At 71.6% G+C, this 17,157-nt stretch carries 17 protein-coding genes; 3 read left to right on the top strand and 14 right to left on the bottom strand.

Annotation, left to right across the window (positions count from 1 at the left end):
• Positions 1–28: 28 nt before the first annotated feature.
• The gene (locus KJK29_RS30465) at positions 29–667 is read right to left on the bottom strand and encodes a LysM peptidoglycan-binding domain-containing protein (RefSeq protein WP_215122385.1); all 639 of its coding nucleotides are present in this window, start codon (positions 665–667) and stop codon (positions 29–31) included.
• 543 nt (positions 668–1,210) lie between these two features.
• Here KJK29_RS30465 and KJK29_RS30460 point away from each other — a divergent pair.
• Positions 1,211–1,993 (top strand): hypothetical protein, encoded by a 783-nt coding sequence (locus tag KJK29_RS30460; protein ID WP_215122384.1) that lies wholly within the window; start codon positions 1,211–1,213, stop codon positions 1,991–1,993.
• Positions 1,994–2,078: 85 nt separating this feature from the next.
• Positions 2,079–2,465 carry a hypothetical protein gene (locus tag KJK29_RS30455; RefSeq protein WP_215122383.1) on the top strand — a complete coding sequence of 129 codons (387 nt, stop codon included), beginning with the start codon at positions 2,079–2,081 and terminating at the stop codon, positions 2,463–2,465.
• A gap of 61 nt (positions 2,466–2,526) precedes the next feature.
• Here the strand turns inward: KJK29_RS30455 and der are convergent, their stop codons facing one another.
• The 5 genes from der to aroH form a co-directional block, all read right to left on the bottom strand.
• Positions 2,527–4,020, bottom strand: coding sequence for a ribosome biogenesis GTPase Der (der, locus tag KJK29_RS30450; protein ID WP_215122382.1), 1,494 nt, complete (start codon positions 4,018–4,020; stop codon positions 2,527–2,529).
• An 80-nt stretch (positions 4,021–4,100) separates the two neighbouring features.
• Positions 4,101–4,748 carry a lysophospholipid acyltransferase family protein gene (locus KJK29_RS30445; RefSeq protein ID WP_215122381.1) on the bottom strand — a complete coding sequence of 216 codons (648 nt, stop codon included), beginning with the start codon at positions 4,746–4,748 and terminating at the stop codon, positions 4,101–4,103.
• A complete protein-coding gene (gene cmk, locus KJK29_RS30440) occupies positions 4,745–5,425 on the bottom strand; it encodes a (d)CMP kinase (protein ID WP_215122380.1) in 681 nt (226 codons plus the stop codon). Before cmk ends, KJK29_RS30445 begins: the two co-directional genes overlap by 4 nt.
• A 116-nt stretch (positions 5,426–5,541) precedes the next feature.
• Positions 5,542–6,627, bottom strand: a complete 1,086-nt coding sequence (locus KJK29_RS30435) for a prephenate dehydrogenase (protein ID WP_215122379.1) — start codon at positions 6,625–6,627, stop codon at positions 5,542–5,544.
• Positions 6,624–6,986 carry a chorismate mutase gene (gene aroH, locus KJK29_RS30430; RefSeq protein ID WP_215122378.1) on the bottom strand — a complete coding sequence of 121 codons (363 nt, stop codon included), beginning with the start codon at positions 6,984–6,986 and terminating at the stop codon, positions 6,624–6,626. The genes KJK29_RS30435 and aroH overlap by 4 nt, the downstream gene beginning before the upstream one ends.
• A gap of 180 nt (positions 6,987–7,166) precedes the next feature.
• On the opposite strand from aroH, the gene KJK29_RS30425 reads away from it, so the two are divergent.
• A complete protein-coding gene (locus tag KJK29_RS30425; protein WP_215122377.1) occupies positions 7,167–7,607 on the top strand; it encodes a Rieske (2Fe-2S) protein in 441 nt (146 codons plus the stop codon).
• Positions 7,608–7,610: 3 nt separating this feature from the next.
• Here KJK29_RS30425 and KJK29_RS30420 read toward each other — a convergent pair whose 3' ends face one another.
• The 8 genes from KJK29_RS30420 to KJK29_RS30385 all read right to left on the bottom strand — a co-directional run bounded on the left by KJK29_RS30420 (position 7,611) and on the right by KJK29_RS30385 (position 17,023).
• Positions 7,611–8,630, bottom strand: coding sequence for an ADP-ribosylglycohydrolase family protein (locus KJK29_RS30420; protein ID WP_215122376.1), 1,020 nt, complete (start codon positions 8,628–8,630; stop codon positions 7,611–7,613).
• 88 nt (positions 8,631–8,718) lie between these two features.
• Entirely contained in the window at positions 8,719–9,837 is a 1,119-nt protein-coding gene (locus KJK29_RS30415) for a pseudouridine synthase (RefSeq protein WP_215122375.1), read from the bottom strand.
• Positions 9,837–10,523: an SMC-Scp complex subunit ScpB gene (scpB, locus tag KJK29_RS30410; RefSeq protein ID WP_215122374.1), complete on the bottom strand. Its 687-nt coding sequence runs from the start codon at positions 10,521–10,523 to the stop codon at positions 9,837–9,839. Before scpB ends, KJK29_RS30415 begins: the two co-directional genes overlap by 1 nt.
• Complete coding sequence (locus KJK29_RS30405) at positions 10,520–11,602, bottom strand: segregation and condensation protein A (protein ID WP_215122373.1); 1,083 nt, start codon at positions 11,600–11,602, stop codon at positions 10,520–10,522. Before KJK29_RS30405 ends, scpB begins: the two co-directional genes overlap by 4 nt.
• A gap of 18 nt (positions 11,603–11,620) precedes the next feature.
• The gene (locus KJK29_RS30400; RefSeq protein WP_215122372.1) at positions 11,621–12,202 is read right to left on the bottom strand and encodes a hypothetical protein; all 582 of its coding nucleotides are present in this window, start codon (positions 12,200–12,202) and stop codon (positions 11,621–11,623) included.
• Positions 12,187–13,314, bottom strand: a complete 1,128-nt coding sequence (locus KJK29_RS30395) for a ParA family protein (RefSeq protein WP_215122371.1) — start codon at positions 13,312–13,314, stop codon at positions 12,187–12,189. The genes KJK29_RS30400 and KJK29_RS30395 overlap by 16 nt, the downstream gene beginning before the upstream one ends.
• Positions 13,315–13,726: 412 nt before the next feature.
• Entirely contained in the window at positions 13,727–14,851 is a 1,125-nt protein-coding gene (gene ald / locus KJK29_RS30390; protein WP_215122370.1) for an alanine dehydrogenase, read from the bottom strand.
• 135 nt (positions 14,852–14,986) lie between these two features.
• Complete coding sequence (locus KJK29_RS30385; protein WP_215122369.1) at positions 14,987–17,023, bottom strand: tetratricopeptide repeat protein; 2,037 nt, start codon at positions 17,021–17,023, stop codon at positions 14,987–14,989.
• Between the last annotated feature and the right edge of the window lie 134 nt (positions 17,024–17,157).

Raw genomic sequence — 17,157 nt, 5'->3', positions numbered from 1 at the left:
CCGTGTCCCGGCGAGGGGGAGCAGCGGCTCAGATGGCGAGACGCAGGCCGGGCACGATCATGTTGGGGTCTGCGCCGATGGCGCTTTTGTTGGCGGCGTAGAGGCGCTGCCAGGTGGTTCCGTGCCGGGTGGCGACGCCGCTCAGGGTGTCGCCCTCGCGGACGGTGTAGTCGCCGCGGGACGTGCTGCGGTTCGGGTGCGGCGCGGAACGCTCCGGCGCCTTCCACTGCTTCTCCGGAGCGGGCTGGGAGGTGACCGGGTCGGCGGCGGAAGCCGCGGGTGCGCTTCCGCTCGCCCCGGCGCGAGCCGAGCAGGTCGGCCAGGCGCCCCAGCCCTGGGCGCGCTGGACCTTGGTGGCGACGGCGATCTGCTGGGACTTGCTCGCCCGGTCGGCGGTGGCCGCGTAGGCCGTGCCGCCGTAGGCGCTCCAGGTCGACGGGGCGAACTGGAGTCCGCCGTAGTAGCCGTTGCCGGTGTTGATGTGCCAGTTGCCGCCGCTCTCGCACTGGGCGATGCGGTCCCACACCCCGCTGTCAGCCGCCGCGGCGTTGCCGGTGGCCGCCAGCAGTCCGAGGGGCGCGAGCAGAGCCGCCCCGGCGAGGACCGCCGTCGTACGAACCGGGTTCTTCCGGGCGCTGTCGCGGGTGGTATCGGCACATTCGGACATGTGGTTCCCTCTCGAAACACCCGGGGTCCCCCAAGGCGGAACGCCACTCCCCGCGCCATGGGGCACGTGGGTCGCGCTCGCCCCGCCCGCCGGTGGTGGTGCTGCGCGGTTCCGGAGAACCGTGCGGCCGGCGGACGTACCCGAGCGGTGCTCGCTGCACACGGCGGAGGAATCTAAGGAGTTGACGGCCTGTCATCAACCAGCGGCCCGTCACGCCAGGCCAGTTCGCCGATACCTCGGGTAACGGCAATTTCAGGACACCCACTTCATTCCTGGATTTCATGATTTGTCGACCAACCGGCTTGGTGACGTGTGACCCACTTCACCACTTCAACGCCCTTTACAAACAAGGTACTTGACCGTGAGTGCGCGATTCCGTGCCGAACGTGACCCTGCGCGCTGGTTGGTTCGATTCCGTTCGCCCTGGGGCGTGACTCCCGCCACAGATCGCCCGTTGTCTTCTTCATGAGCCGGGGCCTACCCGGACCACGGGCCGGGAGCCACCCGGCTTTGCCACGCACCGCATCCCCGAGGGAGCCACCCGTGCCGCGCATGCTCGACGTCAGCGACGAGGTACGCGCCGAGATCGGCGACGAAGAAGCAGACCGACTGCTCGCCGGAGAGACCGCGCCGGGCAGTTACGACTGCACGTCCTGCCGCACTCCGGGCGACTCCGAGCAGGAGCGCACCAGCACCGTCCTGTTCATCGGTGACGAGACCGCAGTCCTCGCCTTCGCCCACTCCGGCTGCCTGCCCTCGCAGGTCGTCCAGGTGACCGAGGAGCAGCTCCGGGGCGCCGTGAAGTCCATCGCCGGTGACACCGGCGGCATGGTGTCCGACCAGTCGGCGCCCGAGCCGGCGGTGCTCGGCGTGACCAGCGGGCTCGTCCTGATCGCCGGGGAGCTGCACCCGGCCCTGGTGGTGGAGCCGACCGCGCCCATCGCCCGGGCCGGCACCACCGGCTCCGGCGACGACTTCCTGCCGCTGCTCACCGAGCAGGGCTTCATGCCGCTGGCCGACCTGTCCGCCGTACCGCCGGTGCTGCACGGCTGGTCGGTGCTGCTCGCCGTGGGCCAGCTGCACGCGGTGCTCCAGCCCGGTGCCAACGGCGGCCAGCCGGTGGCCTGGTGGCAGGCGCACCAGCCGCTCCAGGTGACCGACCCCTGGCGCGCGGCCGCCAACAAGCACCAGCAGGTGCTGATGTTCGCCGCGCCCGTCGGCTCGATCGGCCGCCAGCCGCGCGAGGACCTGATGCGGGACGCCCTGGACAAGGCGGCGGCGACCGGAGTGCTGGTCGGCGCGGCCCTGCCGCTGGCCGGCACCTGACCTGCGCGTCACCCACTCGCGCCGCACTGAGGCGAAAGCCGTACAAGGGCCGCATCTCCTGACCCTCGGGGTCGTTTGGACCTACGTGCACGCATACGACGTTCCCCGCCGCCAGTCCTTCTCGCCGATCCCCTCCGCGCGATCGGCTCAGGACTCCCTGGGCGGCCCATCGGCCACGCCGATCTACGACGCGCTCTACGCCGAGTACGTCAAGTCCTTCCGCGCACTGCCCGGCGACCGCAGCGGTGAGGAGAAGCTGGGCTTCACCGCCTTCGGAAGCATCCCGCACAGTACGGGCTCGTACAGCCATTCGTACGGCAGCTCGTACAGCGCGTACAGCGCGGGGGCCCAGAGCGCCCGCCACGCCGCACAGCAGCCGCACTGGCAGCGCGTGGGGACCGTCAGCGCGCACGGCACGGCGATGCACTATGTGCCGGCGGCCCTGCCGCCGGTACCCCGCAGCGGCATCTGAGCGAGCACCGGACAGTGAAGAGGGGCGGCCCCGCGGGGCCGCCCCTCTTCACTGTTCCGCGCTACTTCTTCTTCGCGCCGCGCTTCTCACGCACCCGCACCGAGATGTGGATCGGCGTGCCCTCGAAGCCGAACTCCTCGCGCAGCCGGCGCTCGATGAAGCGCCGGTAGCCGGCCTCGATGAAGCCGGAGGCGAACAGCACGAACCGCGGCGGCTTGGTGCCCGCCTGGGTGCCGAACAGGATGCGCGGCTGCTTGCCGCCCCGGACCGGGTGCGGATGGGCGGCTACCAGCTCACCGAGGAAGGCGTTCAGCCGGCCCGTCGGGACCCGGGTCTCCCAGCCCGCCAGGGCCGTCTCGATCGCCGGGACCAGCTTCTCCATGTGCCGCCCGGTGCGCGCCGAGACGTTCACCCGCGGGGCCCACGCCACCTGGCCGAGCTCGGTCTCGATCTCCCGCTCCAGGTAGTAGCGGCGCTCCTCGTCGAGGGTGTCCCACTTGTTGAAGGCGACGACGATCGCTCGGCCCGCCTCCACGGCCATGGTGACGATCCGCTGGTCCTGCACCGAGATCGACTCGGCGGCGTCGATGAGGATGACGGCCACCTCCGCCTTCTCGACGGCGGCGGCGGTGCGCAGCGAGGCGTAGTAGTCGGCGCCCTGCTGGAGGTGGACGCGCTTGCGGATACCCGCCGTGTCGACGAACTTCCAGGTGACGCCGCCGAGTTCGATCAGCTCGTCGACCGGGTCACGGGTGGTGCCCGCCAGCTCGTTGACGACGACGCGCTCCTCGTTCGCCACCTTGTTCAGCAGCGAGGACTTGCCGACGTTCGGGCGGCCGATCAGCGCGATCCGGCGCGGGCCGCCGACGGCGGTGCCGAAGCTCTGCTCGGGCGCCTCCGGCAGGGCCTCCAGGACGGCGTCCAGCATGTCGCCGGTGCCGCGGCCGTGCAGCGAGGAGACCGGGTGCGGCTCGCCGATGCCGAGGGACCACAGCGCGGTCGCGTCGGCCTCGCCGCTCGGGCCGTCGACCTTGTTGGCGCAGAGCACCACCGGCTTGTTGGCCTTGCGGAGCAGCCGTACGACGGCCTCGTCGGTGTCGGTGACGCCGACCTTGGCGTCGACGACGAAGACGACCGCGTCGGCGGCCTCGATGGCGTACTCGGCCTGGGCGGCCACGGAGGCGTCGATGCCGAGGACGTCCTGCTCCCAGCCGCCGGTGTCGACGACCTTGAAGCGGCGGCCCGCCCACTCGGCCTCGTAGGTCACACGGTCGCGGGTGACGCCCGGCTTGTCCTCGACGACGGCCTCGCGGCGTCCGATGATGCGGTTCACCAGAGTCGACTTGCCGACATTGGGGCGGCCGACCACGGCGAGCACGGGCAGCGGGCCGTGTCCGGCCTCCTCGATGGCGCCCTCGACGTCCTCGGGGTCGAAGCCCTCTTCCGCGGCGAGCTCCATGAACTCCGCGAACTCGGCGTCGCCGAGCGCCCCGTGGTCGTGCTCGTGCGCGCCCTCGGAGGCGGCCGAGCCGTCGGGCTGGATGTGGTCGTTCATGAAGTCCGTACCTCGTCGTTCATCTTGGTGGTCGGTGGAGTACCCGCTGTCTTCCGGGCTGATCCACTACTCAGTGTTGCCTAGCGCCTGGTGAGGCGCCTGGCGTTTTCCAGGTGGGCGGCGAGCTGCTTCTGGATGCGGCCGGTGGCCTCGTCCAGCGCCTTGCGCGTACGGCGCCCGCTGCCGTCGCCCGCGTCGAAGGGCTCGCCGAAGACGACGTCGACGCGCGAGCGCAGCGGCGGCAGCCCCTTTATCAACCGTCCGCGCTTGTCGGTGCTTCCCAGCACGGCGACCGGCACGATCGGGGCACCGCTGCGCACCGCGAAGTACGCGAGCCCGGCGCGCAGCGAGGCGAAGTCGCCCTCGCCCCGGGTGCCCTCGGGGAAGATGCCGAGCACGCCGCCGCTGTCCAGGATGCCGAGCGCGTGGGTGATCGCCGTCCGGTCGGTGGTGTCGCGGTCCACCTTCACCTGCCCGATGCCGAGCAGGAAGGGGTCCAGCGGCCCGATGAACGCCTCCTTCTTGATCAGGAAGTGCGTCGGCCGGGGCGCCACGCCCATGACCATCGGGCCGTCGATGTTGTGGGAGTGGTTGACCGCGAGGATCACCGGGCCGCTGGTCGGCACCCGCCAGGCGCCGAGCACGCGCGGCTTCCAGAACCCGTACATCAGGCCGACGCCGATGCGCCGCCCGACCTCGGCACCCCGTACCGAAGGCAGCTCGGTCACTTCCCTGCCCGCTTCTCCTCGACGAGGGTGACGACACACTCGATGACCTGGGCCAGCGTGAGCTCGGTGGTGTCCACCTCGACCGCGTCGCCCGCCTTGGCGAGCGGCGAGGTCTTGCGGCTGGAGTCGGCCGCGTCCCGCTTGATCAGGGCCTCGCGGGTGGAGTGGACGTCGGAGCCCTTCACCTCGCCGCTGCGGCGGGCGGCACGCGCCTCCGGAGAGGCGGTGAGGAAGATCTTCAGGTCGGCGTCGGGCAGCACGGTGGTGCCGATGTCCCGGCCCTCGACCACGATGCCGTCCTGCGCGGAGGCCGCGATCGTGCGCTGCAGCTCGGTGATCCGGGCCCGCACGTCGGAGACCGCGCTGACCGCGCTGACCTTGGAGGTGACCTCCTGGGTGCGGATCGGCCCGGCCACGTCGACGCCGTCGACGGTGATGGTCGGGCCCTGCGGGTCGGTGCCCGAGACGATCTCCGGCTTGCCGGCCGCGGCGGCGATCGCGGCGGGGTCGTCGATGTCGATGCCGTTGCTCACCATCCACCAGGTGATCGCCCGGTACTGGGCGCCGGTGTCCAGGTAGCTCAGCCCGAGCTGTGCCGCCACGGCCTTCGACGTGCTCGACTTGCCCGTGCCGGAGGGGCCGTCGATGGCGACAATCACGGGCGTGGGGCTTTCCACAGTGGAGACCTTCCTGGACCGGGCTGGCGGGGTGAGGGCGCGAGGGCCCCGCACAAGGTTACTGGGTGCGGGTCACTCGTCCGGCCGCGCGTCGGACGGCCCTGTTCCAGGATGCCCTACTGCCGAATCGCCCAGCCCCGCTCGCGCAGCGCGGCGCTCAGCACGGGTGCCGCCTTCGGTTCGACCATCAGCTGCACCAGACCGGCCTGCTGCCCCGTCGCGTGCTCGATCCGTACGTCCTCGATGTTGACGCCGGCCATGCCCGCGTCCGCGAAGATCCGGGCCAGCTGTCCCGGCTGGTCGTCGATGAGCACCGCCACGACCTCGTAGACCCGGGGGGCGGAGCCGTGCTTGCCGGGGACGCGGATCTGCCCCGCGTTGCCGCGCCGCAGGACGTCCTCGATGCCGGTGCCGCCCTCGCGGCGCTTGTGGTCGTCGGTGGACTGCAGGGCGCGCAGGGCCCGCACGGTCTCCTCCAGGTCGCCGGCGACGTCCGTGAGCAGGTCGGCGACCGGCCCGGGGTTGGCAGAGAGGATGTCGATCCACATCCGGGGGTCGGAGGCGGCGATCCGCGTCACATCCCGGATGCCCTGCCCGCAGAGCCGTACGGCGGCCTCCTCGGCGTTCTCCAGGCGGGCGGCGACCAGGCTGGAGACCAGGTGGGGCATGTGGGAGACGAGGGCGACGGCCCGGTCGTGGGCGTCGGCGTCCATCACCACCGGCACGGCACGGCAGTGCGAGACCAGTTCCAGGGCGAGGTTCAGCACCTCGGTGTCGGTGTCCCGGGTCGGGGTCAGCACCCACGGGCGGCCCTCGAAGAGATCCCCGGTCGCGGCCAGCGGGCCGGACTTCTCCCGGCCCGACATGGGGTGCGTGCCGATGTAGGCGCTCAGATCGAGGCCGCGTGCCTCCAGCTCGCGGCGCGGTCCGCCCTTGACGCTGGCGACGTCCAGGTAGCCGCGGGCCGCTCCGCGGAGCATGGCGTCGGCGAGCACGTCCGCCACATGGGCGGGCGGGGCGGCGACGATCGCGAGGTCGACGGGCCCGTCCGGCGCCTCGTCGGTGCCGGCGCCGAGCGCGGCCGCCGTACGGGCCTGCTCCGGGTTCGGGTCGGCGAGGTGCACCACGACGCCCCGCTGGGACAGGGCCAGGCCGGCGGAGGTGCCGATGAGGCCGGTGCCGATGACGAGTGCGGTTCTCACTGGGCGATGTCCTTGCGCAGGGCGGCCGCGGCGCCGAGGTAGACATGGGCGATGCCGGCCCGGGGCCGGTCGGACTCGATGTGCGCGAGGACCCGGACGACCCGGGGCATGGCGCCCTCGATGTCGAGTTCCTGGGCGCAGATCAGCGGTACGTCGACGATGCCGAGCTTGCGGGCGGCGGCCGCCGGGAAATCGCTGTGCAGATCGGGCGTGGCCGTGAACCAGATGCTGATCAGGTCGTCGGCCTCGAGTTCGTTGCGCTCCAGGATGGCCGTGAGCAGGGCTCCGACCTGCTCGTCCATGTGCCCGGCCTCGTCCCGCTCGAGTTGGACGGCCCCCCGGACCGCTCGTACCGCCACGGCGCTGCTCCTTGCTGACGTGCGTGTCGCTCTACGTCCGTCCAGCCTAGTCAGCCCGCGCGAACGGGATGCGCGGCGCCCGCCCGATGAGACACCCGAATTACTATTCCTTGGGTATTTTCAGTGCCAAGATTCAGAAAAGTCCATTTTCTCCATTTTTGGCACGTTCGGAGTGACGACATGACCTACGACACCACGCGCCGGACGGTTCTCCTCGCCACGGGCGCGACAGGCGCGGTCGCACTGGTCGCGGCCTGCGGCGGGGGCGGCGACGGCAACGGCTCCACGTCGACGGTCTCCCCCACCGGCAAAGAGACCACGGACGCCCCCGCCGGTCAGGAGCTGGCCTCCACCGACGAGATCCCCGTCGGCGGCGGCAAGATCTTCAAGAACGAGGAGGTCGTGGTGACCCAGCCGGAGCAGGGCCAGTTCAAGGCCTTCTCGGCGATCTGCACCCACCAGCGCTGCCTGGTGACGACCGTCTCCGACGGCACGATCAACTGCCCCTGCCACGGCAGCAAGTTCCGCATCGCCGACGGCGCGGTCGCCCACGGCCCGGCGACCCGCGCCCTGCCCGCCGAGCAGATCACGGTGGAGGGGAACTCGGTCCGTCTCACCTGACCGTCACGCGTCCCACAGCGCCCCGAGCGTGAGCAGGTCGCTCCGGTACTCGATGCGGTCGGCCCACTCGGCCGGCCAGACCTCCGCGCCCAGATGCGCGCCGGCGAAGGCGCCCGCCAGGCAGGCGATCGAGTCCGAGTCGCCGGCCGTGCAGGCGGCGCGCCGCAGGGCGGTGACCGGCTCGTCGGGGAAGAGCAGGAAGCACAGCAGCCCGGTCGCCAGGGCCTCCTCGGCGATCCAGCCGTCGCCGGTGGCCAGGCACGGGTCGTCCTCGGGCGAGACGGTGCCCACGGCGTCCCGGAGCCGGTCGAGGATCGCCAGACACTCGTCCCAGCCGAGCGCGATGTACTGCTCGGGCGTCGGAGCCTTGGCCCGGCTCCACAGGTCGCCGAGCCAGCGCTCGTGGTAGTGGCTGCGGTTCTCCAGGGCGTACGAGCGGAGCAGGCCGATCAGCTCGGACGGCTCGGCACCCTGCGCGAGCAGGCGTACGGCATGCGCGGTGAGGTCGGACGCGGCGAGCGCGGTGGGGTGCCCGTGGGTGAGGGCGGACTGCAACTGGGCGGCGCCCGCGCGCTGTTCGTCGCTCAGGCCCTGGATCACGCCCAGCGGCGCGACGCGCATGTTGGCGCCGCAGCCCTTGGACTGGATCTGGCTGGCCTCCTGCCAGGGGCGGTCCGTGAGTTCCAGCAGGCGGCAGGCCCGCAGGCAGGTGTTGCCGGGGGCGCGGTTGTTCTCGGGCGAGCGGTTCCAGGCGATGAACTCCTGCCGCACGGCCTCGGCCATCCCCTCGGGCTCCAGCACGCCCCGGTCCATCGCCGTGCGTACGCCCCTGCCGAGCGCCAGTGTCATCTGCGTGTCGTCGGTGACGAGCGCCGGCGTCGGCAGCTCCAGCTGCCGCCAGGGGCCGAATCTGGCGACGATCCTGTCCACCGGGCTGAACTCGGTCGGATAGCCGAGCGCGTCGCCCAGGGCGAGGCCGGTGAGCGTTCCGGTGGCGGCTTGCTTGTGGACGAGGAGGGTCATGCGGGGTGGTTCCTTCCGGCCGTTCACGAACAGTTCCCCGCGCCCACCGGGCACGGGGAACTCAAGGATGTCGAGGTCGGCGCTGCGTCTAGAGATCGACTTCCTGCATCAGCATCCCCACCTCGGTGTTGGACAACCGCCGCAGCCAGCCCGACTTCTGGTCGCCCAGGGTGATCGGCCCGAAGGAGACCCGCACCAGCTTGTCGACGGGGAAACCCGCCTCCGCGAGCATCCGGCGCACGATGTGCTTGCGGCCCTCGTGGAGGGTGACCTCGACGAGGTAGTTCTTGCCGGTCTGCTGGACGACCCGGAAATGGTCCGCGCGGGCGTAGCCGTCCTCCAGCTGGATGCCGTCCTTGAGCTGCTTGCCCAGGTCGCGCGGGATGGGGCCGACGATGTGCGCGAGGTAGGTCTTCTTCACGCCGTACTTCGGGTGGGTCAGCCGGTGGGCCAGCTCGCCGTGGTTGGTGAGCAGGATGACGCCCTCGGTCTCGGTGTCGAGCCGGCCGACGTGGAAGAGGCGGGTCTCGCGGTTGGTGACGTAGTCACCGAGGCACTGCCGACCCTCCGGGTCCTCCATCGTCGACACGACACCGGCGGGCTTGTTCAGCGAGAAGAACTGGAAGCGCTGGGTGGCGACGGTCAGCCCGTCGACCTTGATCTCGTCCTTCTCCGGGTCGACGCGCCGACCCTGCTCCAGGACGATCTCGCCGTTGATCTCGACCCGGGCCTCCTCGATCAGCTCCTCGCAGGCGCGCCGGGAGCCGAAGCCCGCGCGCGCGAGGACCTTCTGCAGCCGCTCGCCCTCCTGCTCGGCGCCCGGGAAGGTCTTGGGGATCTTGACGTCCTTCTTCCCGGCGTACCGGTCGCGGTTGCGCTCCTCGATCTGCGCCTCGTACTCGCGAGCGCGGGCCGGAGCCGTACGCCCACGCTGCTGAGGCTGCTTGGGACCGCCCTTGGCGCCGCCGCGGGCGGCACCACCACGTCCGGCTTTGGGGCCGTCCTTCGTCGCCCCGGGGCCCACGTCGTAGCGGCGCTCCTCCGGGCGCGGCTTCTTCGGACGGCCGCTGCCCTGCTTGTCGTCGCGGTTGTTGCCGGCGCCGCGGAAGTTGCCGCGACCACCACCACTCCCGCCGCGGCCGCCGCTGTTGCCACCACGGCTCCCGCCGTTGTTTCCGCTGCTGTTCCTGCCGCTGCTGCTTCGCATCAAATTTCCGTCTGGTCGTCTTCGTCGTCGGTACCCGGGGTGACCGGGCGGCCCGGCACGTCGTCATCGGGTGCGTCCGGGTCGAACGACGGTACGCCCTCCTGGGTCTCGGCCTCGATCGCCTCCGCCTCCGGGAGGAAGGGCGCGAGCTCCGGGAGCTCGTCCAGACCGCGCAGGCCCATCCGCTCCAGGAAGTAGTTCGTCGTCGTGTACAGGATCGCACCTGTTTCGGGTTCCGTGCCCGCCTCCTCGACCAGACCCCGTTGCAGGAGGGTCCGCATGACGCCGTCGCAGTTGACTCCGCGCACGGCCGAGACCCGGCTGCGGCTGACCGGCTGCCGGTACGCGACGACGGCCAGGGTCTCCAGGGCGGCCTGGGTGAGACGGGCCTGCTGGCCGTCCAGCACGAAGCGCTCGACGGCGGGCGCGTACGCGGCGCGGGTGTAGAAACGCCAGCCGTTCGCGACGAACCGCAGTTCGAAGCCGCGTCCCTGGACGGTGTACTCGTCGGCCAGCTCGCGCAGCGCGTCCGTGATCTGGCGGCGCGGCCGGTCGAGGATCTTCGCGAGATGTTCCTCGGTCGCGGGCTCGTCCACGACCATCAGGACGGCCTCCAGAGCGGGCTTGAGGTCGAGATCGGCGACGGTACGCACTCCGGCCGGGATCTCGGTGATTTCTTCGCTCACGCCGGTTTCTCCTCCTTCGGCGGCTCGGGCGGCCGGTCGAACTCGTCGGTGACGGTCGGGGTCTCGTCCCCGTCCCCGCCGGTCCACCGCACGAGCAGCTCGCCCAGCGCGGCCTCCTGCTCCAGCTCCACGGCCTTCTCGCGGTACAGCTCCAGCAGGGCGAGGAAGCGGGCCACGACGGTGAGGGTGTCGTCGGTGTCCTCGATGAGCGCCCGGAAGCTGACCGCGCCCAGCTCCCTGAGCCGGGCCACGACGAGCTGGGCCTGCTCCTGCACGCTGACCAGCGGGGCGTGGATGTGGTCGACGTAGACCTGCGGTTTGGGCCTCGGCTGCATCGCCTTCACGGCGAGCTTGGCGAACCCTTCCGCGCCGATGCTGATGACGACCTCGGGCAGCAGCTCGGCGTGCTGCGGTTCGAGCCCGACGGTTCGCGGACAGCGCCGGGCCTCCTCGTCGAGCCGCCCGCTGAAGATGTCCGCGATCCGCTTGTACGCCCGGTACTGGAGCAGCCGGGCGAAGAGCAGGTCCCTTGCTTCGAGCAGCGCCAGGTCGCCCTCGTCCTCCACCTCGGCCGCGGGCAGCAGCCGGGCCGCCTTCAGATCGAGCAGGGTGGCCGCGACGACGAGGAACTCGGTCGTCTCGTCCAGATCCCAGTCCGGCCCCAGCGCCCGGATGTACGCCATGAACTCGTCGGTCACCTTCGACAGCGCGACCTCGGTGACGTCCAGCTTGTGCCGGGAGATCAACTGCAGCAGCAGATCGAAGGGACCCTCGAAGTTGGCGAGCCGAACCTTGAAGACCCCGTCGGCGACATCACCCGGTGCCTCGGCCCCCGCAGCGGCCTCGACGGGCACCACAGGCTCAACGGGCTCCACCCGCTCGGCCACCGGCCCCGAGGCCTCCGCCGCTGTCGGTTCAGCCGGTGCCACCGGCTCGAGCGGCGCGACCTCGGGCCACGCCTCCGCAGGAGACGGCGGAGGCGGTTCCGGCTCCACCCGCGGAGCGCCCGGCCCCCGCCCCAACGCGCGCCGACGGCCGGTCGGGCCGTCGGCGGGTGGAGGGGAAGCGTTCGAGGTCATGGCCCCCGCAGGCTACCGTTACCGCCCGCGCAGACGTCGTACGAGGATGCTGGCGTCCCCGCGGGTCTCCAGGTCGGCGAGGACCACGGCGACCGCCTCACGGACGATGCGGCCGCGGTCGACCGCCAGGCCGTGCTCGCCGCGGAGCACGAGACGGGCGTGCTCCAGGTCCATGAGCTCCTCGGCGGACACGTACACGGTGATCTTCTCGTCGTGCCGCTCGCGGCCGCTGGGGCGGCGTGCGGCCGCCCGTCCGCGCTTGCGTGGGCCCGCGCCCGCGGCAGCGGCGGCAGAACCTTCCTGCGCCGCCTGACGCCGCCCCGCGCCGGAGCGGTCCGCGGCCGCGGAGCGGCTGCGGGACTCGGCATCGGCCGACTCCGCGTCCGCCGCCACATGCTCGGCGCCCTCGCCGTCGCCGCCCTGTGCGGGCACCGACTGCGGCGCGTCCTCCGCGCCCGCCGCGGCGTCGCCCTCACCCGCCGGAGCGGGCACCCGGGCGTCGCCGTTGGCCTGACGCCTGGGCGAGGACGGCTGCAGCCCCATCCCCCCTGTCGTACGGAAGAGTTCGTCGGCCCCCGGCAGACTCACTCGGCGTGACACCGGGCGAGCACCTCCCTGGCGAGCTGGCGATAGGCGGCGGCGCCGACGGAGTTGGAGGCGTACGTGGTGATCGGCTCACCGGCGACGGTGGTCTCCGGGAAACGGACCGTGCGCCCGATGACCGTGTGGTAGACGTGGTCGTCGAAGGCCTCGACGACACGCGCGAGCACCTCACGGCTGTGCACCGTGCGCGAGTCGTACATCGTGGCGAGGATCCCGTCGAGCTCCAACTCCGGGTTGAGCCGTTCCTGGACCTTCTCGATGGTCTCCGTCAGCAGCGCCACACCGCGCAGCGCGAAGAACTCGCACTCCAGCGGCACTATCACCTTGTGCGCGGCCGTCAGGGCGTTGACCGTGAGCAGGCCGAGCGAGGGCTGGCAGTCGATGACGATGAAGTCGTAGTCGGGCAGCAGCGGCTTCAGGGCGCGCTGCAGTGTCGACTCGCGGGCGACCTCGGAGACGAGCTGGACCTCGGCCGCCGACAGGTCGATGTTGCTGGGCAGCAGGTCCATGTTGGGGACCGCCGTCTTCAGCAGCACCTCGTCGGCCGCCATGCCCCGCTCCATGAGCAGGTTGTAGACGGTGAGGTCGAGTTCCATCGGGTTGACGCCGAGACCGACCGACAGCGCGCCCTGCGGGTCGAAGTCCACGAGCAGGACCCGGCGTCCGTACTCCGCGAGCGCGGCACCCAGGTTGATGGTCGACGTCGTCTTGCCGACGCCGCCCTTCTGGTTGCACATCGCGATGATCTTCGCGGGACCGTGGTCGCCCAGCGGGCCCGGGATCGGGAAGTACGGCAGCGGACGCCCCGTCGGACCGATGCGCTCCCGGCGCTGTCTGGCCGCGTCGGGCGCGAGAGTGGCCGCGTACTCGGGGTCGGGCTCGTACTCCGCGTCGGGGTCGTAGAAGTGCCCCTCGGGCAGTTCGTCGTAGTCGGCGAGTTGGTTGTGGGGCGCGCCACTTCCGCCGCCGGCCATGGCGTTCACGTGATGGCCATCCATCTTCTGGTGTGCTGTGTGAGTCGCCTGCTGACTCTGGTGGGCTGCGAAGGTGCGCACAGCGACGGAGCCGACAGCCGCGAATCCCGCGGGCTCCTGGTCCCGTGCAGGCATTCCTGGCTGGCCACCCCCGGGAGTAAATGTCGACTCATTCACAAGTCGTCTTACCTCCTTGGTGACCAGGAAACTTCTAGACAGGTCAGCGTGGCACCATGCCGACGGTTGGCGACTCTATGGCGTGTCGGGCGTCCGCAGCAACACAATCCGCCGGACCCGGCCCGATGTGTCGGCAATGAAACATCCCGCTGTCAAGGGCGTACGGCCGTCGCACGGCAGGTTTCACCGGTGTGCGAATCGGTTGAAGGGTTACGTTCGAGGCGAGTTGCTCGAGAAGCGCGAAGTGACCATACACACATCCGGCCGGACCTTGTCGGGCAAGGTCCGGCCGGGCGCGCGGCGTTGACGTCCCGTGTTGACGTATCGCCTTTACGGGTTGATGACTTAGCCGATTTACCGGCCGTCGGACTCAGACGAGCAGCGAGGCCAGCTCCACGTGCTCCACGCCGTGGGCCTCGGCGACCTCGCGGTAAACGACCTTGCCGTCATGCGTGTTGAGACCCCGGGCCAGCGCCGGGTCGCGGCGCAGCGCCTGCGCCCAGCCGTGGTTCGCCAGCTCCACGATGTACGGCAGCGTGGCGTTGGTCAGCGCGTAGGTGGAGGTGTTGGGCACCGCGCCGGGCATGTTGGCGACGCAGTAGAAGACCGACTCGTGGACCGGGAAGGTCGGCTCGGCGTGCGTGGTCGGACGGGAGTCCTCGAAGCAGCCGCCCTGGTCGATCGCGATGTCGACAAGGACACTTCCGGGCTTCATCCGCGAGACGAGCTCGTTGGTGACCAGCTTCGGGGCCTTGGCGCCGGGGATCAGCACCGCGCCGATGACGAGGTCGGCCTCCAGGCAGGCCTTCTCCAGCTCGAAGGTGTTGGAGACGACGGTCTGGATCTTCGTGCCGAAGATCTTGTCCGCCTCGCGGAGCTTGTTGACGTCCTTGTCGAGCAGGGTCACGTGGAAGCCCATGCCGATGGCGATCTGGGCCGCCTGCCAGCCCGAGACACCGCCGCCGATGACGACGGCCCGGCCGGCCAGGACGCCGGGGACACCGCCGGGCAGTACGCCCCGGCCGCCGTTGGCGCGCATCAGGTGGTAGGCGCCGACCTGCGGGGCCAGCCGGCCCGCGACCTCGGACATCGGGGCGAGCAGCGGGAGCGCGCGGCTGGGCAGCTCGACCGTCTCGTAGGCGATCGCCGTGGTGCCGGACTGCAGGAGGGCGTCCGTGCACTCCTTGGAGGCGGCGAGGTGCAGGTAGGTGAAGAGCGTCTGGTCCTTGCGGAGGCGGTGGTACTCCTCGGCGATGGGCTCCTTGACCTTCAGCAGCAGGTCGGCGGCGGCCCACACCTCGTCGGCGGTGCCCAGGATCTGGGCACCGGCGAGGACGTACTCCTCGTCGACGATCGAGGAGCCGGCGCCGGCGCCGCGCTCGATGACGACCTGGTGGCCATGACGCACCAGCTCGTGGACGCCTGCGGGGGTGATGGCCACCCGGAACTCGTTGTTCTTGACCTCGCGGGGGATGCCGACCTTCACGTCGATCACGGTCCTTGGCTCAGAGGGTATGGGGGCATTACTAGACATACCCGGCCGCGCTCGGGCACACCGGGAGAGACCGCAGAGAACGTGCGGCAGAGCCAGTCTAATGAAGGTGTTCCCGCTGTCTAGCCTTTCATTGCATCAATCTTCAGCGGATGCGGTACGGATTTCGCAGGCGTCAGCGTCATCTGCCTGGTTTACCTCTCCGAGAAGCCGCTCGGCCGCGCCCCGGTGCAGCCCGGCCGACGCGGGGTCGCCGAGGTGGTCGAGGGTGTCGGCGACCCGCAGGTGCAGCGCGGCCTGCAGCCGTGTGTCCTCGGCGCGCCGCGCCCATTCCACGGCCTCCCGGCAGGTGCGCAGCGACTCGTCGGGCCGGCCCGCGTACTCCTGGACCCGGGCCAGTTCGCTCAGCGCCCGCGCCTGGGCGGCCACGTCGCCGAGCTTGCGATGCCCGGAGATCGCCGCGCGCCAGTTCCGCAGGGCCTCGCCGTAGCGGCCCGCGAAGGTGTGGGCGGCGGCGATCCGCCCGTACAGCCGGGCGGCGTCGGCACGCTCGCCCCGGGCAAGCCGCTCGGCCAGGGCCCGGCCGAACCAGTCGGCGGCCCGGTCGTAGTCGCCGAGCTCCAGATGCGCGCCGCCTACGGATTCCATCGCGCGTCCGGCCGCGTACGGGTCGTCGACCTCGCGTCCGGCGTCCAGCGCGGCCCGGTAGCGCACCAGCGCGTCGGCGGTGCGGCCGGTCCGGGCGTCGAGATCGCCGAGGTTGAGCAGGGCGGCGGCCCGTTCGCGGGGCAGCTCACGGCGCTCGGCCACCTCCAGGACCAGGCTGTGGATCTCGTAGAGGTCGGGCGCGGCCGCCTGGGTCCCGACATGCGCCACCATCGCCCGCACCAGCTGGGCCATCAGCCGCCGGGCCAGGGTGTCCAGCTCCCCGTCGCCGACCGCGAGCCGGGCCGAGGCCAGCAGGGCGGGCCGGGTCAGGCGCAGCCAGTCGGCAGCCGCCCGGGGGGTGGGAAAGCGCAGGGCACGCGGCATGTCGAGGAGCTTCTGGCGTGCCTGGGGGCTGTCGGTCTCGGTGATGGCTCGGCAGACCTGGAGCAGCCGTACGGTCCGCTCCAGCATCCGGGCACGGGCCACCTGGAGGTCGGCCGGACGCTCGTGGTGCCCGGCGAGGACGCGGAGCATCGGGTGCAGACAGCCGGGGACCTCGTACTGCGGCAGCGGCGAGTCCACCGCGTGCAGGAAGCCGAGGGCGACGAAGTCCTCCAGGGTGGTGCGGGCACTGTCGACCGAGCAGCCGACGAGGGCGGAGGCGGCCTGTGGGTCGACCAGTCCGGCCGGGGCGAGGGCGAGCAGGCGCAGCATCCGCGCGGCGGTGGCGGGCAGGGCGTCGTAGGCGAGGCGGAAGACCCGGCTCAGGGCGGTTCCCTCGGGGTCGGTGCGCAGTTGCTTGGCGAGGTCCAGGACGGCCGCCTTGGGGCGGGCCGCGAGCCAGCCGCCCGCCAGCATCAGCGCGGCGGGCTGCCCCTGGCACTCCTCGGCGAGGCCCTCGGCGGCCCGGGGGTCGACGGTGATGCGGACCGAGCCGGTGTGCCGGGACAGCAGCTCCACCCCGGACTTGGCGTCCAGGCCGCCCAGCGTGCAGGGGCGGACGTCCGGGATGCCGGTCAGCGGGCCCTTCGAGACCGCCACGACCAGGCAGTCCGGGGTGTCGGGCAGCAGGGCGTCGACCTGCTCGGCGTCGGCCGCGTCGTCCAGCAGGAGCAGGGCGCGGCGGTCGGCCAGGGCACTGCGCAGGGAGTCGGCCAGGTCGTCGCCGCAGGCCCCGGCCGGTGCCTGGTGCTCCAGGGCGGTGAGCAGATCGCGGGCGGCGCGCTCGACGGGTACGGGGGTGCCGTCCGGGTCGGTCAGCCGGGCGCGCAATACCCCGTCCGGGTAGCGGTCGGCGACCTGGTGCACGAGTTCCTCGGCGAGTGCGGTGCGACCCGAGCCGGGCCGGCCGGCGATGAGCAGCACCCGCGCGCGTGGGGGTTTGCGGCCGGCGAGGGTGTCCAGGCCCGCCCGCTCGATGTCGGCGCGCAGCTCCTTCAACTCCCGTGTGCGGCCCAGGAACTGACTCTCGCCGGCAGCGTGTCCGGTCAGCCGCACGTCGCCTGTCTCCACGACCTGATCCGTCACGGGCCACACTCCCGTCCCACGCACGCAAGCCCGCCGGGAATCCGGTTCGGGCGTGCCTCAGAGCCTAGTTCACGCTCTGCAACGTTCCGGGAGGAGCGCGACGGGGACGGCAGCCACATCCCCCGATCGGATCA

It is taken from the genome of Streptomyces koelreuteriae, from assembly GCF_018604545.1.
GTDB lineage: Bacteria > Actinomycetota > Actinomycetes > Streptomycetales > Streptomycetaceae > Streptomyces > Streptomyces koelreuteriae.
Note: the sequence above shows the minus strand (reverse complement) of the source record. Positions and strands in the feature narration are given on the sequence as shown.

Excerpts from the sequence above, each read along its gene's own strand:
- KJK29_RS30465 (WP_215122385.1), bottom strand. The coding sequence starts at position 667 with ATGTCCGAATGTGCCGATACCACCCGCGACAGCGCCCGGAAGAACCCG.
- der (WP_215122382.1), bottom strand. The coding sequence starts at position 4,020 with ATGAACGACCACATCCAGCCCGACGGCTCGGCCGCCTCCGAGGGCGCG.
- KJK29_RS30425 (WP_215122377.1), top strand. The coding sequence starts at position 7,167 with ATGACCTACGACACCACGCGCCGGACGGTTCTCCTCGCCACGGGCGCG.
- KJK29_RS30420 (WP_215122376.1), bottom strand. The coding sequence starts at position 8,630 with ATGACCCTCCTCGTCCACAAGCAAGCCGCCACCGGAACGCTCACCGGC.
- KJK29_RS30415 (WP_215122375.1), bottom strand. The coding sequence starts at position 9,837 with ATGCGAAGCAGCAGCGGCAGGAACAGCAGCGGAAACAACGGCGGGAGC.
- KJK29_RS30405 (WP_215122373.1), bottom strand. The coding sequence starts at position 11,602 with ATGACCTCGAACGCTTCCCCTCCACCCGCCGACGGCCCGACCGGCCGT.
- KJK29_RS30395 (WP_215122371.1), bottom strand. The coding sequence starts at position 13,314 with ATGCCTGCACGGGACCAGGAGCCCGCGGGATTCGCGGCTGTCGGCTCC.